The following is a 15,000-nucleotide window of genomic DNA, read 5'->3' as shown; positions in this document are numbered from 1 at the left end:
CTAGAAACCGAAGCCGTTCCAATGTTAATTGGAATATGAAAATCAAAATACGTACCAATTACATTTACAAGAAACAATAGCGCTATACCTAACGTTACATGAAAGAGTAGTTTCCCTATCAATCGCACCGGTTTTGCAGAAACACCAAAAATAAGAAAAATAAAAACTAAAGTAAGGATACCACCAATAATAATTGTAGAATTCATTTTTCTCCTCCTTATAAATTACCTATACATTCTATTTGTATGGGACAAGATAATAAAAAAGAACACACAATTAAGTAGCCCTCTATTAACCCAATTCTTTATAGATCTCTGATCGTTAAAAATAAAAAAGCCCTGATTTAAAAATCAGGACTTTTACCATTGTTCCATTTTTACAGGGCGACGTTTCGCTTCTTTTAATAAGAAAAAATATTTCGCTTCTGCTATTTTCAAAGAACAAATTACCTCTTGAGAAGGCTCAACACTTTGTTCTACCATCCTTTTCTGACGTAACCATTCATTCTTTACCTTTTCTAACAATACAATTAACTTATCATCGTACTCTTTGCGCAACTTTCCCTTTTTTTGAAAAAACATTTTAACTTCTCCTCTTATACTTCTCTACGGCCTTCTAAGGCTTTCGATAATGTTACTTCGTCTGCATACTCTAAATCGCCGCCAACTGGTAGGCCATGTGCAATACGAGTCACTTTAATACCTGATGGTTTTAAGAGGCGGGAAATATACATTGCAGTAGCTTCCCCTTCAATATTAGGATTCGTTGCTAATATAACTTCTTGTACAGTTTCATCTTGTAATCTTTTTAATAACTGCGGAATATTAATGTCCTCAGGTCCGATTCCTTCCATCGGCGAAATCGCACCACGTAGCACATGATATACGCCTTGATACTCTTTCATTTTTTCCATCGCAATAACATCTTTCGGCTCTTGTACAACGCAAACAACCGATTGATCGCGATGTGAATCATCACAAATATAGCAAGGATCTCGATCAGTAATATGTCCACATACGGAACAGTACGTTAAATTACGCTTTGCATTTACAAGTGCTTTGGCAAAGTCTAATACGTCATCTTCTTTCATATCTAATACGAAGAATGCCAATCGAACAGCCGTTTTCGGGCCAATTCCCGGCAATTTCATAAAGCTATCGATAAGCTTTGATATTGGTTCTGGATAATGCATATGTCAATATCCTCCTACTAGAACATTCCACCTGGTAAGTTTAAGCCTTTTGTAAATTGTCCCATTGTAGAGTTTGAAAGTTCTTCAGCCTTTTTCAGTGCATCATTTGTTGCAGCTAACACAAGGTCTTGTAACATTTCGATATCTTCTGGATCTACAACTTCCTCTTTAATTTTCACTTCAAGAATTTGTTTATGTCCATTTACAATGACAGTAACCATTCCGCCGCCAGCTGTACCTTCAACTGCTTTTTCTCCAAGCTCTTCTTGTGCTTTCGCCATTTGCTTTTGCATTTTTTGCATTTGTTTCATCATGTTATTCATATTTCCCATTCCGCCACGCATCATAATAAATTCCTCCTAATAATTATTATTCTTTTATTTCAATAAGTTGTTGCCCTACCAATTTTACAGCTTCTTCTACAAGAGGATCTTCCTTTTGCTCTGCGCCTTCTTCCGAATTACCGCCTTCACGTTGTAAAAAGTCTTCACGGATTTTACCCCATTCACTTTTTGGAATGGCAATCATATTTAACCTTTTACTTAACAATTCAAAAAGAGTTTGTTCCACTGTATCCATCGCTTCACGATTTTCACTCGCCATTTTACAATGAATCTCATATTGAAATGCTAACACATAGGAATCATCTGAAGCCGCTACCGGCTCACTATTTTCTAATAAAACAGCAAACGCAACTTTATTATGGGACTTGAGTCTTCCTAACAACTCACCCCATACAGCTTTTAACTGTTCTAAATCTTGACGCTTCGCTTGTTTTAGCACTTCATTTACACGTCCAACAGGAATTTTCATACTTCCTGTTCGTACTGGCTTTGGCGTTGTACGCGTCTCTCTTACTTCTTGTTGTACACCATTTGGTATACCATTCTTCTTAACATGTTCTAATTCTTTTTCGAGTTGTTGCATCCTGTTCATAATTGCTTGTAAACGATCCGTACCATTTGCCTGCATCATAAATTGCTGACAGAGTTGCACCATAACAACTTCTAAGAAAATCCGCGGATGATTCGTCCACTTCATTTCCTGTTGCCCCTTACTAAGGGTATGAATAATTTCATAGATTATTTCTGGTTGCATTTGTTCACTAAGCGTACGGAATTGCTCATCTACAATTACTCGTTCTAACATATGTTCTAATTGTGGTGAAGTTTGATATAAAAGCATATCGCGATAATAGTAAATGAAATCTTCCATAAAACGTACTGGATCCTTCCCTTTACTCATCATATTATCTATAATACGCAACGCTCCTGATACATCATTTTCACGTATACATTCTACAAGGTTACCTAAGTATTGTTGCGAAACAGAACCCGTTACAGCTAAAACGTCCTCAGTCGTCACTACTTCATCGCTATAAGAAATAGCTTGGTCAATTAAACTTAACGCATCACGCATACCACCCTCAGCGGCGCGCGCAACAATTTGTAACGCTTCATCCTCTACCTGTGTACCTTCATTTGTAACAACTGTCGATAATCTCTCCACAATATCTTGTACTGATATTTTCCGGAACTCAAAACGTTGACAGCGCGAAATGATCGTAGGTGGAATTTTATGTGGTTCTGTTGTCGCTAGAATAAAGATAACATGACCTGGTGGCTCTTCTAATGTTTTTAAAAGAGCATTAAAGGCACCCATGGAAAGCATGTGAACCTCATCAATGATGTATACTTTATATCCTACAGCACTTGGGGCATATTTTACTTTATCTCTTATATCTCGAATTTCATCTACACCGTTATTTGAAGCCGCATCAATTTCTAATACATCCGAAATAGATCCTTGTGTAATTCCTAAACAAGCAGGACATTCATTACACGGTTCAGCTACCGGGGCATGCTCACAGTTAATTGCTTTTGCAAATACTTTTGCAATCGTCGTTTTCCCTGTTCCCCTCGGACCAGAGAATAAATAAGCATGTGAGGCTTTCTCTTGAAGAAGGGCATTTTGCAACGTTTTTGTTACGTGCTTTTGACCGACTACATCTTCAAACTTTTGCGGTCTCCATGTTCGGTATAACGCTTGGTACGACACGAAAATACGGCCTCCCTCAAAGGTTATTATCTCATTTATTATAACCCATTCTGTTTATAGATTCCAAAAGTTATTTTACATACAAAAAACCCACCTTTACACAAGGTGAGTTTTGTATACATATATAACTGCCGTGCACCTTCTGTCGATTACGTACCATAAGCGTTACTCAAGCAGTTAGCTCGGTTCAGGCACTCCTGCGGCACACGAGAAAACCCGCTTATTGCTGCTTCCTTCCGGACCTGACAAGGTTCACGGGGTCCCGTTGCGCAGGACCCAAACGTCAACACCACTTACTTAAGGCAGACCTTACAGCAACATAACCTCGAGAAGGGATTCGGCCTCGCTAGAGCGGATTGCGAGTATAGGGCACCGCTACCTCCCCGCTTAGCACGGCAAAGTTAAAACCAATATTCGGTTGCCTTATATAAGGCATTATCAGTATAACTTGTTTTTTTGCAAAATGCAAATTTGTTAACAAGCATTATTTTCCTCTTCTTTTTTCTTCTCTTTTCTTTTTCGGCGAAGCTCTCTAAAAAAGTTTGTTAACATCAGCCCGCATTCCTCTTCTAATACGCCTGATACTACTTCACATTGATGGTTAAAACGTTCATCCGTTAAAAGATTCATTAACGTTCCTGCACATCCACCTTTCGGATCACTCGCTCCATACACAACCCGTTTTACACGCGATAAAACAATTCCACCCGCACACATCGGGCACGGTTCTAATGTCACATATAAAGTTGCCTCTTCCAAACGCCATGTTCCTAATTTCTTACAAGCTTTATCTATAGCCAATAATTCAGCATGAGCAATTGATCTTTGCTCCGTTTCCCTTAAGTTATGAGCTACGCTAATCACTTTACCATCTAATACAATGACAGCGCCGATTGGCACCTCTTCTATCTCTTCAGCTTTCTTAGCTTCTTCTATTGCAAGCTGCATAAAATAAATATCTTGTTCCATAATACAGTCCCCTCATCACAAATAAAATACGATTTTTTTCATTTACTACTCTTGGGATAACTTTTACAAATTCAACTCAATCTAAAGAAAAAAGAAAGGTGATTACATATGAAGAACACTGCGTTACTCATCATCGATATGATTAATGACTTCCAATTTTCTCACGGTCCAATTCTCGCACAAAAATGTGAAATAATAATGGAACCTATTTTACAATTAAAGCAAACCATGAAATCATTAGGTTATCCTATAATTTATGTTAATGATCATTATAAACTTTGGAGAGCTGATATCGATCAGCTTATTACTCATTGTACAAATAATTATAGTAAAAATGTTATTCAAGCAATTTCTCCGAGCGCAGATGATTATGTCTTTATTAAACCACATTACTCCGCTTTTTATGAAACTCCACTTAATTCTTTATTAGGTTATTTAAAAATTGAAAAACTCATTGTGACTGGCGTCGCTGGGAATATATGCATATTATTTACAGCTAACGATGCCCATATGAGGAACTATACACTTTATGTACCACAAGATTGCGTTGCTTCTAATAACGATCAAGATAATATGCACGCTCTAAAAATAATGAAAACAACATTAAAAGCAAATATTCTGCCTTCATCTCAATTAAAATTTAACTAGTATATATCTATTTTCTAACTTTTTATGTCAAATTAGTCCACTCGCTTCCCTCTTATGCTACAATAATTCTGTTTTGTGTTTTTATTTACAGTAAATTATGGACTGAAAGGAGGAAACAGCGTGACCGGAGTACCATTTATTACGGTTGAAGGACCAATTGGTGTTGGAAAAACTTCACTAGCGAAGGAAATTTCAACTCACATGCAACTCCACTTATTAAAAGAGATTGTTGATGAAAATCCCTTCTTAGGAAAGTTCTATGAAGACATCGATGAATGGAGTTTTCAAACAGAGATGTTCTTTCTTTGCAACAGATATAAACAATTGGAAGACATTAATATAAAATACTTAAATCAAAATAAGCCAGTAGTAGCAGATTATCATATATTTAAAAATTTAATCTTTGCATCTCGTACATTAAAAGATGTTCAATATGACAAATACATGCAAATTTATCGTATCCTTACGCAAGATATGCCTGTACCAAATGTCATTGTTTACTTAACAGCGAGCCTAGAAACTTTACAAGAACGAATTGCGATGCGTGGAAGAGAATTTGAAAAAAATATGGATCCAAATTACTTACTGCAGCTCACAAAAGATTACGAAACAGCCATGGATACTTTTAAAAAAGATCACCCAGATATCCCGGTATTAAAATTCAATGGGGACAATATGGATTTCGTAAAAAATGCTGATGATTTGAATGTAATTTTATCTACTCTCCAAAATACACTCTTAAAGGGGTCGGAATAGCAATGAATTTAAGGCAAAAATATGATATACCTAATGATGCTGTAATCACGATTGCTGGTACAGTTGGCGTTGGTAAATCAACTATGACAAATGCACTAGCTAACGCTTTAGGCTATCGCACATCATTTGAAAAAGTAGATTCTAATCCGTATTTAGACAAGTTCTATGCTGATTTCACACGCTGGAGTTTTCACTTACAAGTGTATTTTTTAGCGGAACGCTTTAAAGAACAAAAAAGAATCTTCGAATATGGTGGCGGTTTTATCCAAGACCGTTCTATCTATGAGGATACTGGCATTTTTGCAAAAATGCATCATGAAAAGGGGACAATGACAGAAACCGATTATGAAACGTATAAAGGTTTATTTGATGCTATGGTCATGACACCTTACTTCCCTCATCCAGACTTATTAATTTACTTAGAAGGTTCTTTTGATGATATTGTTGGTCGTATTCAAGAACGCGGTCGTCCAATGGAACAACAAACTCCAATTGAGTATTGGAAAGAAATGCATGGACGTTATGAAAATTGGATTAATAACTTTAATTCATGCCCTATTTTACGCTTAAATATTAATGAATACGATATTTTAAAAGATGGGGATTCAATCGAACCAATCATTAAAAAAATTGGACATTTTTTAAAACAAACACGTAAACTTGTAAAATAAAAAACCCGTGCATACGCACGGGTTTTCCTATTAACTTATTTTTTCTTTTTCGTTGGAGCAATAATTTCACTCTCTGGTTTTCCAGCATTAATACGCTGACGAACAGTACTGGTACTAATTTCATATGCATCAGCAATTTCTTTAACAGTCATTTCTTTCCCGTTAATTACTGCTGTTAGCACTTTACCTGTACGTTTTGGAGCTACTTCTTGTTTCTCAGCTTTTTTCTCAGCTTTTTCTGGTGCCTCCACTTTTTTCGCCTCTTGTTTTACATCACAAGTACAACCACAAAGTTTACGGAATGTTTCATCGCTTATAATGCGAGATACGTTCGCACCACTGTTTAAAATTCTATTTTGCTTACAGACAGGACATTGTACATAATATAAAGTTTTTCCATCTAAAGGAAATGTTTGTATAATAAGATCCATGTTGACTCCTTTCATATCTATGAAGATAATCATCGGAATATGAGTGTTTAATAAGGAAATTACATCCTTATATCATACTTTATGATTGGTTTTAAAATAAAAACTCGTTACGTGTTGGTAACGAGTTCTCCAATCTCCACTTATATGCGCTGTTGTCAATTATATCTGGAGGAGGTAGAGGGATTCGAACCCCCGCGCGACTCTCGCCGCCTGTCGGTTTTCAAGACCGATCCCTTCAGCCAGACTTGGGTATACCTCCATATTGACATCAAATATAATATCAAAAGAAAAACAGTTAGTCAACCCTACTATAATAAATTATGAGGGAAGGAAAATTTTACTTTTCCCTTCCTTCATTATACTAATGACAACACTCATAATTACCAATCACTCATACCGATGAATGTTTTATTTATTTAATAACTGTTTTTCCTCCCATATAAGGGCGAAGAACTTCTGGAATTATAATTGTACCATCTTCTTGTTGGTAGTTTTCTAAAACAGCTGCAACTGTACGGCCAATTGCAAGCCCAGATCCATTTAATGTATGAACATGTTCTGGTTTTCCATTTGGATCACGACGGAAACGAATATTTGCACGTCTCGCTTGGAAAGCTTCAAAATTACTACAAGAAGAAATTTCACGATATGTGCCATAGCTTGGAATCCATACTTCAATATCGTATTTCTTCGCTGCTGTGAATCCTAAATCACCTGTACACATGCTCATAACGCGATATGGTAGACCTAATAATTGTAACACGCGTTCCGCATCATTTGTTAATTTTTCTAATTCTTCATAAGAATCTTCTGGTTTTACGAATTTCACAAGCTCAACTTTATTAAATTGGTGCTGGCGAATTAAGCCGCGAGTATCACGACCAGCTGAACCTGCTTCAGAACGGAAACATGAACTAAATGCCGCATAGCGGATTGGTAACTGTCCTACACTTAAAATCTCATCACGATGCATATTCGTTACAGGCACTTCAGCTGTAGGGATTAAGAAGTAATCTTCACTTTCAATACGGAATGCATCTTCTTCAAACTTTGGAAGCTGACCTGTCCCTGTCATACTTGCGCGATTTACCATGTATGGAGGTAACACTTCCTCGTATTCATGCTCCTCTGTATGCAAATCAAGCATAAAGCTAATTAAAGCACGTTCTAATCTTGCACCTGCACCTTTATAAAATGCGAAACGACTTCCAGTTACTTTTGCAGCACGTTCAAAGTCTAAAATTCCCAAATCAGTTGCAAGATCCCAATGAGGTTTCGGCTCAAAAGTAAATTCTTTTACCTCTCCCCAAGTTCGTGCTACTACGTTATCATCCTCAGTGTCGCCAGCTGGTACAGATTCATGAGGAATATTTGGAATAGATAACATTAGTCTTTCTAAATCTTCTTCAACAGCGCGAAGCTCGTTATCAAACTCTTTTACCTTCTCTCCCACTTCACGCATTTCTAAAATCAAAGCTTCTGCATCTTTCTTTTCACGCTTTAACACAGAAATTTGTTGAGATACTTCGTTTCGTTTACTTTTTAATTCTTCTGTTTGAACAAGTAATTCTCTTCTTCTCGTATCAAGTTCTTCGAAACGGCCGAAATCTGTTAAATCTTCGCCTCTATGCTGTAATTTAGCTTTTACTTCTTCAAAATGCGTACGTAAAAATTTAATATCAAGCATTATATACTCCTCCTTTTATTTTATAAAACACAAAAAACTCCCGTCCCTATAAAAAGGGACGGGAGTTAACCCGCGTTGCCACCCTAGTTGAAAGCATTCCGCCTTCCTCTCAAGTAGAAAATAACGGCTCTTCACCGGGAATGTTTACTAATCATAAAGATATTCCACATTCCATTCCAGGATGGATTCACAAACTGTTTCTATCGGTTTTCACCAACCACCGACTCTCTATAAGAAACAACATTTGTTACTATTTCCTATCAACACGCTTATTTTATAAAATTGTTACCATCAATTTACTATAATCTTACACAAGTTGCAAGCTACTTATACAACTTTTTTCATTTTCGCTTCTTTTACCATTTCCACAAAATATGCTGTTACACGATGATCATCAGTTAGTTCTGGATGGAAAGAAGCAGCTAAAAATTGCCCTTGTCTCACCGCTACCATCCGATCATTATGCATAGAAAGAACTTCAACATCATCGGCTACATTTACGACATATGGCGCACGGATAAATACGCCGATAAAGTCTTCTCCTACACCTTTTATTGAAAGGGCAGCTTCGAAGCTATCTTTTTGACGTCCAAACGCATTACGTTCAACTGTAATATCCATAGCACCAATATGCGATTCTTCATAACCTACAAGTTTGTTTGCAAGAAGAATCATACCTGCACATGTACCAAACATTGGTTTACCAGTTTTCGCAAATTCACGAAGTGGTTCCATGAATGCATATTTGTCAATTAGACGGCGCATTGTTGTACTTTCACCGCCTGGTAAAATAAGACCGTCAATTTCTTCAAGTTGTTCTACACGCTTTACAACAACAGCTTCCGCACCACTTGCTTCAACTGCTTTTACATGCTCACGCACAGCTCCTTGGAGACCTAGTACACCGACTTTTACCATTTCAAAAAGCTCCTTTAATTACCAACCGCGCTCTTGCATGCGTTGTTCTGGTAATAATGTTGAAATTTCGACACCTTTCATCGCAGTACCTAATCCTTTAGATAGGCTTGCAATTAGCTCGTAATCTTCATAATGTGTCGTTGCTTCAACAATTGCACGTGCGAATTTTTCTGGATTTTCTGATTTGAAAATACCAGATCCAACAAACACACCATCAGCACCAAGTTGCATCATTAATGCTGCATCTGCAGGTGTTGCTACACCACCTGCTGCAAAGTTTACAACTGGCAAGCGGCCAAGGCGTTTGATTTCAAGTAATACTTCATATGGAGCTCCAGTATTCTTCGCATATGTCATTAATTCGTCTTCACGTAGACTCACAACTTGACGGATTTCTGCATTGACTTGACGCATATGACGTACTGCTTCTACGATATTTCCTGTTCCAGGTTCACCTTTTGTACGAAGCATAGATGCACCTTCTGCAATACGACGTGCAGCTTCTCCGATATCACGGCAACCACATACAAACGGTACAGTGTAATCACGTTTATTTAAATGATACACTTCATCAGCTGGAGTTAATACTTCACTCTCGTCGATGTAGTCTACCCCTAACGATTCTAATACGCGCGCTTCTACAAGATGGCCAATACGGCATTTTGCCATAACTGGAATTGATACAGCACCCATAACTTCTTCAACGATTGTTGGATCCGCCATACGAGCTACGCCACCTGCTGCACGAATATCTGCAGGAACGCGCTCTAATGCCATAACAGCAACTGCGCCTGCTTCTTCTGCAATTTTTGCTTGTTCAGCGTTAACTACGTCCATGATAACGCCGCCTTTTTGCATTTCTGCCATTCCACGTTTTACACGTTCTGTCCCTGTTACATTTGTCATGTACAAAAACCCCCCTAGGTGAATTGCTTTTCCCCGTTAAAGGCGAAAATTAAGAATACTCTTACATTCTACCACTAACTATCAGATGCTTGTCTACTACTTTTTCATAAAGTCGGTATGAAAAATAGGAATAAGAAAAAGCTCCTACAATGAGGAGCTCTTAAAACCAGCCTTTTACTGTATCAACAGCACTATTCCACATACCACTAAAGAAAGAACCTATCCCGCGCATAGAACGTGTAAACCAGTTCGCTTGTTCTACTTCAGATTTTGTTACAAGATCTACTTGTAACGATTTACCTGATAAAAATCCAGGGTCATTGCTATCTTTCGGTGATACGATCATTTGACTAAGTGCAACACCCTTTTTAATAGGTGCTTCTTGTTCTTTATTTGCTACTTTAAATTCTGTTTTATAAACGTCTTTACTTCCTTTTGGCATTGGAAGGGAAACAGCCTGTTCCGTTTGAACTGCTACATCTTTATCTTTCGCATTTTCGACTCGCACTGTTTCTTGTCCTTTTACTGCTGAACCTTTTGAATAAACCTTCTTCACTTCAAAGTTGGTAAATCCGTAATCATATAATTTTTTTGTCTCATCAAAACGTGCTGTATGAGAATTTGTTTTAATTACTACAGAGATTAGACGCATACCGTTTCTTTCTGCTGTACCAGTGAAACAATCTCCTGCTTCTGGAGTAGATCCTGTTTTCAGACCATCTACACCTTCATATTCCTTAATTAATCCTTTTAACATCCAGTTCCAGTTAGCCATATCAATTGGATACTTGCCACCCTTTTGGAATGTCTTTTTCGGGATTTTTGCTGTATCTAATGTTTTCGGGAAATCTTGAATAAGACGTTGTGCTAAATTCGCAACATCTCTCGCAGACATTTTATTTTCTTCATCTGGATTTGTCCCTTCAGGATGTTGTCCCTTTAAATCTTTGTTCGTTAAGCCTGTAGAGTTTACGAATTTGTAATTTTTTAATCCAAGCTCTTTCGACTTATCGTTCATCATTTTTACGAAATTTACTTCTTTTCCAGCAACTGCTTCAGCTAAAGCAATTGTCGCACCATTAGCAGAATAAATCGCCATTGCCTCGTATAGTTCTTTGACCGTATAAGAGCCACCATTTTCTAAAGGCACATTTGATAATGAGCGATCTTGTGAAATTTTGTGTGCATATTCAGAAACTTTAACTTTTTGGTCCCATTTCAGTTTCCCTTTAGCTACAGCCTCGTTAACTAAATACTCACTCATCATTTTTGTCATACTAGCAATTGCTAATAATTCATCTGCATTTTTTTGATACAGAATTTTTCCAGAATCTGCTTCTACTAAAATTGCCGCTCCTGCTTCAATGTTTAAAGCAGTGCCTGTTTCTGCTGACGCACTGTTATATGTAACGAACATGCTGCAAACTAGTGTAAGCACTGTTACCATCGCAATGAATCTCTTGCAAAACATACCTTTCACTTCTGTTACCCCCAATATCTTTGTACTCACATAACCGTTATTCTAACATAATCAAAAAAAAATAGACAGAGATATCAAACCTCTGTCTATTTACATATAAGACATTATAAAGAATAATTTGGAGCTTCTTTTGTAATTTGTACATGATGGGGATGACTTTCACGTAAGCCAGCTCCTGACATACGAATAAACTGTGCATTCTCACGTAAAAATTCTAAATCCTGCGCTCCGCAATATCCCATACCTGCACGTAACCCACCAACTAGTTGATGAACTGTATCAGCTAAAGGTCCTTTATATGGTACACGTCCTTCGATACCTTCTGGAACAAGTTTTTTATTTCCTTCTTGGAAGTAACGATCTTTACTTCCTTTTTCCATTGCTCCAACAGACCCCATACCACGGTATACTTTAAATTGACGACCTTGGTAAATTTCAGTTTCTCCAGGGCTTTCAGCTACACCGGCAAACATACTACCAAGCATCACAACGTGTGCTCCTGCCGCTAAAGCTTTTACCATATCACCAGAGTATTTAATACCGCCGTCAGCAATAACAGGAATACCATGCTTACGCGCTTCAGAGGCACAATCATATACTGCTGTTAATTGTGGTACACCAACACCAGCTACAACGCGTGTTGTACAAATTGATCCTGGTCCAATACCAACTTTGATAACATTTGCACCAGCTTCGATTAATGCTCTTGTTGCTTCAGCAGTGGCAACGTTCCCTGCAATAATATTTAATGCTGGATATTTTGCGCGAACTTCTTTTACTTTTTCGATAACACCTTGAGAGTGACCATGTGCTGTATCAAGTACAATTACGTCCACGTTCGCTTTTACTAATGCATCAATGCGAAGTATAGCATCAGCAGTTACACCAACTGCTGCCCCAACTAATAAACGTCCTTGCTTATCTTTCGCAGAGTTTGGAAATTCAATTACTTTTTCAATATCTTTAATTGTAATAAGCCCTTGTAATACACCGTTATTATCAACAAGAGGGAGCTTTTCAATTTTATATTTCTGTAGGATCTTTTCAGCTTCTTCTAGTGTGGTACCAACTGGAGCTGTAATTAATCGTTCTTTTGTCATCACATCAGAAATTTTGATTGAGTAGTCCTGGATAAAACGCATATCGCGGTTTGTAATAATACCGACTAATTTTTGTTCATCTAAATTATTTACAACTGGTACACCTGAGATACGGTATTTTCCCATAAGATGTTCTGCATCATATACTTGATGTTCTGGAGTTAAAAAGAAAGGATCTGAAATAACGCCACTTTCAGAGCGTTTTACTTTATCAACCTGCTCAGCTTGTTGCTCAATAGACATATTTTTATGAATGATTCCTAGACCGCCTTGACGAGCCATTGCAATAGCCATATCAGCTTCTGTTACTGTATCCATTCCTGCACTAATTAAAGGAATGTTTAACTGTAAGCTTTCAGATAAAACAGTTTTAACACTTACTTCTCTTGGCAGTACATCTGATTTTGCTGGTACAAGTAATACATCATCAAAAGTCAAACCTTCTTTAACAAATTTAGATTCCCACATAATTGTTCCCCCCATGATACCAGAAATTATTATTAGTAGCTTATCAATTGGTTAAAATACTGTCAAGAAAGAGTGTATATGTTAGAATTTTTAGACAATAAAAGGAGCGTAATATATGCATCATACATCTTATACTTGGCAGCAATTAAGTTTCTTTTTTTCATCCCAAAACGTACAACGTTATCTTACCCGTCGCTATGAAAAATTACCTATTCAAAATGCCGAAAAAAAAGGATTTGAAAATTGCTATCCCTTTATTTATTACTTAAAACATGGTAAAAGTTACTACGAGTTGTATCAAACAGCTCCCTTCTCTATTCAACCGATGTTACTATTTTACGGAATAAGTCAGCTCTTTAAAGCATGTTTATTAACCATTGATCCAAACTATCCAGAATCAACAACAGTTTTGGCGCACGGGGTAACAACACGCAAACGAAAAAAACAAGGGTACCAATTTTTAGAAGACGAAGTAAAAATACAAAAAAGTGGACTATTTACCCACATTGCCCAGCAACTGTTTCACATGAAACACTTAGAATCTGAAAAATTTAATATGTTAGAGCTGATGGAAAGAATTCCTGAATTACAAAATTTATTTCAATATAGTCAAAAAGGACAAACATTATATAAAATTGATTCCTTAAATAAAAACGAGATCTCATTTCCTATAAATATGCTGGACCGCTTGCATATGACGAAAGAACGCTTCTCTCGTTACATAGAGACAGCTTGTAAGCATCTATCCGTACAATTCATACCAGACAAATCAAATGCGTTTAACCTATTGTTTTCGGCTTCTATAGACTCGTGGAACCCTTTATATAGTACTCCTTTTTCTTATAACCATCATACCAACGCTTACTATTGGCCAATCACTAATGATCCTAGAGATTATAAGCCTCTTTTGCCTGAGCTGCTCATTCATTATTTATTATTGTACAATTTAAGTATGATTTCCCGCTATGAGACAGATTGGTGGTACGACTTACTTGGAAGCTATGCTGCAGAGGATTATCCGTTTATTTATCAATTTCTCAGCATCTCTGCTCAGAAGATCCCTTACTACATCTCATTATTTTTATTAAGTGACTCTTCCCTATTTCATGAGAAATAAAAAAAACACGAGTCAAATGACTCGTGTTTTTAATTGCTTGGCGACGTCCTACTCTCACAGGGACAAGGTCCCAACTACCATCGGCGCTAGAGAGCTTAACTTCCGTGTTCGGTATGGGAACGGGTGTGACCTCTCTGCCATCATCACCAAACTAATGAAGGCATATTCCTTCAAAACTAGATAACATTTGCTACATATTATATGGTTAAGTCCTCGATCTATTAGTATTCGTCAGCTCCACATGTCACCATGCTTCCACCTCGAACCTATCAACCTGATCATCTTTCAGGGATCTTACTAGCTTACGCTATGGGAAATCTCATCTTGAGGGGGGCTTCATGCTTAGATGCTTTCAGCACTTATCCCTTCCGCACATAGCTACCCAGCTATGCCCTTGGCAGAACAACTGGTACACCAGCGGTGCGTCCATCCCGGTCCTCTCGTACTAAGGACAGCTCCTCTCAAATTTCCTACGCCCACGACGGATAGGGACCGAACTGTCTCACGACGTTCTGAACCCAGCTCGCGTACCGCTTTAATGGGCGAACAGCCCAACCCTTGGGACCGACTACAGCCCCAGGATGCGATGAGCCGACATC

16 protein-coding genes, 1 tRNA gene, 2 rRNA genes, 1 other RNA gene and 1 other annotated feature (2 of these 21 running past the window's edge) are annotated in these 15,000 nt (G+C 37.6%); of the genes, 4 read left to right on the top strand and 16 right to left on the bottom strand.

The window, feature by feature from the left end; all coding sequences use genetic code 11:
- From DJ93_RS12995 to tadA, 7 genes are all read right to left on the bottom strand, one after another.
- Positions 1–206, bottom strand: the 5' portion of a protein-coding gene (locus tag DJ93_RS12995) for a pro-sigmaK processing inhibitor BofA family protein (protein WP_042981278.1). Its footprint begins 64 nt before the window's first position; the window shows 206 of its 270 coding nt (coding positions 1–206); its start codon is at positions 204–206; its stop codon lies off the left edge, out of view.
- A gap of 153 nt (positions 207–359) precedes the next feature.
- The gene (locus tag DJ93_RS12990; protein ID WP_042981277.1) at positions 360–581 is read right to left on the bottom strand and encodes a YaaL family protein; all 222 of its coding nucleotides are present in this window, start codon (positions 579–581) and stop codon (positions 360–362) included.
- Between the two features lie 14 nt (positions 582–595).
- On the bottom strand, positions 596–1,192 hold the full coding sequence (recR, locus tag DJ93_RS12985; RefSeq protein WP_042981275.1) for a recombination protein RecR: 597 nt from the start codon (positions 1,190–1,192) through the stop codon (positions 596–598).
- A gap of 17 nt (positions 1,193–1,209) precedes the next feature.
- Positions 1,210–1,536 (bottom strand): YbaB/EbfC family nucleoid-associated protein, encoded by a 327-nt coding sequence (locus DJ93_RS12980; protein WP_181969266.1) that lies wholly within the window; start codon positions 1,534–1,536, stop codon positions 1,210–1,212.
- Positions 1,537–1,561: 25 nt separating this feature from the next.
- Positions 1,562–3,250 carry a DNA polymerase III subunit gamma/tau gene (dnaX, locus tag DJ93_RS12975; RefSeq protein ID WP_042981273.1) on the bottom strand — a complete coding sequence of 563 codons (1,689 nt, stop codon included), beginning with the start codon at positions 3,248–3,250 and terminating at the stop codon, positions 1,562–1,564.
- Between the two features lie 131 nt (positions 3,251–3,381).
- Positions 3,382–3,646: signal recognition particle sRNA large type (gene ffs, locus DJ93_RS30510), an RNA gene on the bottom strand.
- Positions 3,647–3,724: 78 nt separating this feature from the next.
- The gene (gene tadA, locus DJ93_RS12970; RefSeq protein ID WP_042981271.1) at positions 3,725–4,219 is read right to left on the bottom strand and encodes a tRNA adenosine(34) deaminase TadA; all 495 of its coding nucleotides are present in this window, start codon (positions 4,217–4,219) and stop codon (positions 3,725–3,727) included.
- Between the two features lie 108 nt (positions 4,220–4,327).
- On the opposite strand from tadA, the gene DJ93_RS12965 reads away from it, so the two are divergent.
- The 3 genes from DJ93_RS12965 to DJ93_RS12955 all read left to right on the top strand — a co-directional run bounded on the left by DJ93_RS12965 (position 4,328) and on the right by DJ93_RS12955 (position 6,294).
- On the top strand, positions 4,328–4,867 hold the full coding sequence (locus tag DJ93_RS12965) for a cysteine hydrolase family protein (RefSeq protein WP_042981270.1): 540 nt from the start codon (positions 4,328–4,330) through the stop codon (positions 4,865–4,867).
- A 120-nt stretch (positions 4,868–4,987) separates the two neighbouring features.
- Positions 4,988–5,623: a deoxynucleoside kinase gene (locus tag DJ93_RS12960; protein ID WP_042981269.1), complete on the top strand. Its 636-nt coding sequence runs from the start codon at positions 4,988–4,990 to the stop codon at positions 5,621–5,623.
- 2 nt (positions 5,624–5,625) lie between these two features.
- Positions 5,626–6,294 carry a deoxynucleoside kinase gene (locus DJ93_RS12955; RefSeq protein ID WP_042981268.1) on the top strand — a complete coding sequence of 223 codons (669 nt, stop codon included), beginning with the start codon at positions 5,626–5,628 and terminating at the stop codon, positions 6,292–6,294.
- A 35-nt stretch (positions 6,295–6,329) separates the two neighbouring features.
- Here DJ93_RS12955 and DJ93_RS12950 read toward each other — a convergent pair whose 3' ends face one another.
- The 7 genes from DJ93_RS12950 to guaB form a co-directional block, all read right to left on the bottom strand.
- On the bottom strand, positions 6,330–6,725 hold the full coding sequence (locus DJ93_RS12950; protein ID WP_042981266.1) for a sigma factor-like helix-turn-helix DNA-binding protein: 396 nt from the start codon (positions 6,723–6,725) through the stop codon (positions 6,330–6,332).
- Between the two features lie 166 nt (positions 6,726–6,891).
- Positions 6,892–6,984 (bottom strand) — tRNA-Ser (locus tag DJ93_RS12945).
- 153 nt (positions 6,985–7,137) lie between these two features.
- On the bottom strand, positions 7,138–8,412 hold the full coding sequence (gene serS, locus DJ93_RS12940; RefSeq protein WP_042981265.1) for a serine--tRNA ligase: 1,275 nt from the start codon (positions 8,410–8,412) through the stop codon (positions 7,138–7,140).
- Positions 8,413–8,463: 51 nt separating this feature from the next.
- Positions 8,464–8,685 (bottom strand) — a binding site (T-box leader).
- 54 nt (positions 8,686–8,739) lie between these two features.
- Positions 8,740–9,330 (bottom strand): pyridoxal 5'-phosphate synthase glutaminase subunit PdxT, encoded by a 591-nt coding sequence (pdxT, locus tag DJ93_RS12935; RefSeq protein ID WP_042981263.1) that lies wholly within the window; start codon positions 9,328–9,330, stop codon positions 8,740–8,742.
- Positions 9,331–9,348: 18 nt separating this feature from the next.
- Entirely contained in the window at positions 9,349–10,236 is an 888-nt protein-coding gene (gene pdxS, locus DJ93_RS12930; protein ID WP_042981262.1) for a pyridoxal 5'-phosphate synthase lyase subunit PdxS, read from the bottom strand.
- 160 nt (positions 10,237–10,396) lie between these two features.
- Positions 10,397–11,716, bottom strand: coding sequence for a D-alanyl-D-alanine carboxypeptidase family protein (locus DJ93_RS12925; protein ID WP_042981260.1), 1,320 nt, complete (start codon positions 11,714–11,716; stop codon positions 10,397–10,399).
- A gap of 104 nt (positions 11,717–11,820) precedes the next feature.
- Positions 11,821–13,284, bottom strand: coding sequence for an IMP dehydrogenase (gene guaB / locus DJ93_RS12920; protein WP_042981259.1), 1,464 nt, complete (start codon positions 13,282–13,284; stop codon positions 11,821–11,823).
- A gap of 115 nt (positions 13,285–13,399) precedes the next feature.
- Between guaB and DJ93_RS12915 the strand changes: the two genes are divergently transcribed.
- The gene (locus DJ93_RS12915; protein WP_042981257.1) at positions 13,400–14,401 is read left to right on the top strand and encodes a YaaC family protein; all 1,002 of its coding nucleotides are present in this window, start codon (positions 13,400–13,402) and stop codon (positions 14,399–14,401) included.
- A gap of 35 nt (positions 14,402–14,436) precedes the next feature.
- On the opposite strand, the gene rrf is transcribed toward DJ93_RS12915, so the two are convergent.
- Together rrf and DJ93_RS12905 are read right to left on the bottom strand one after the other, a co-directional pair.
- Positions 14,437–14,552: ribosomal RNA gene (rrf, locus tag DJ93_RS12910) — 5S ribosomal RNA — on the bottom strand.
- 50 nt (positions 14,553–14,602) lie between these two features.
- A 23S ribosomal RNA gene (locus tag DJ93_RS12905) occupies positions 14,603–15,000 on the bottom strand (it continues 2,522 nt past the right edge of the window).

It is taken from the genome of Bacillus clarus (genome assembly GCF_000746925.1).
In the GTDB taxonomy this organism is placed as follows: Bacteria; Bacillota; Bacilli; order Bacillales; family Bacillaceae_G; genus Bacillus_A; species Bacillus_A clarus.
This window is presented reverse-complemented; position numbering and strand designations above follow the sequence as displayed.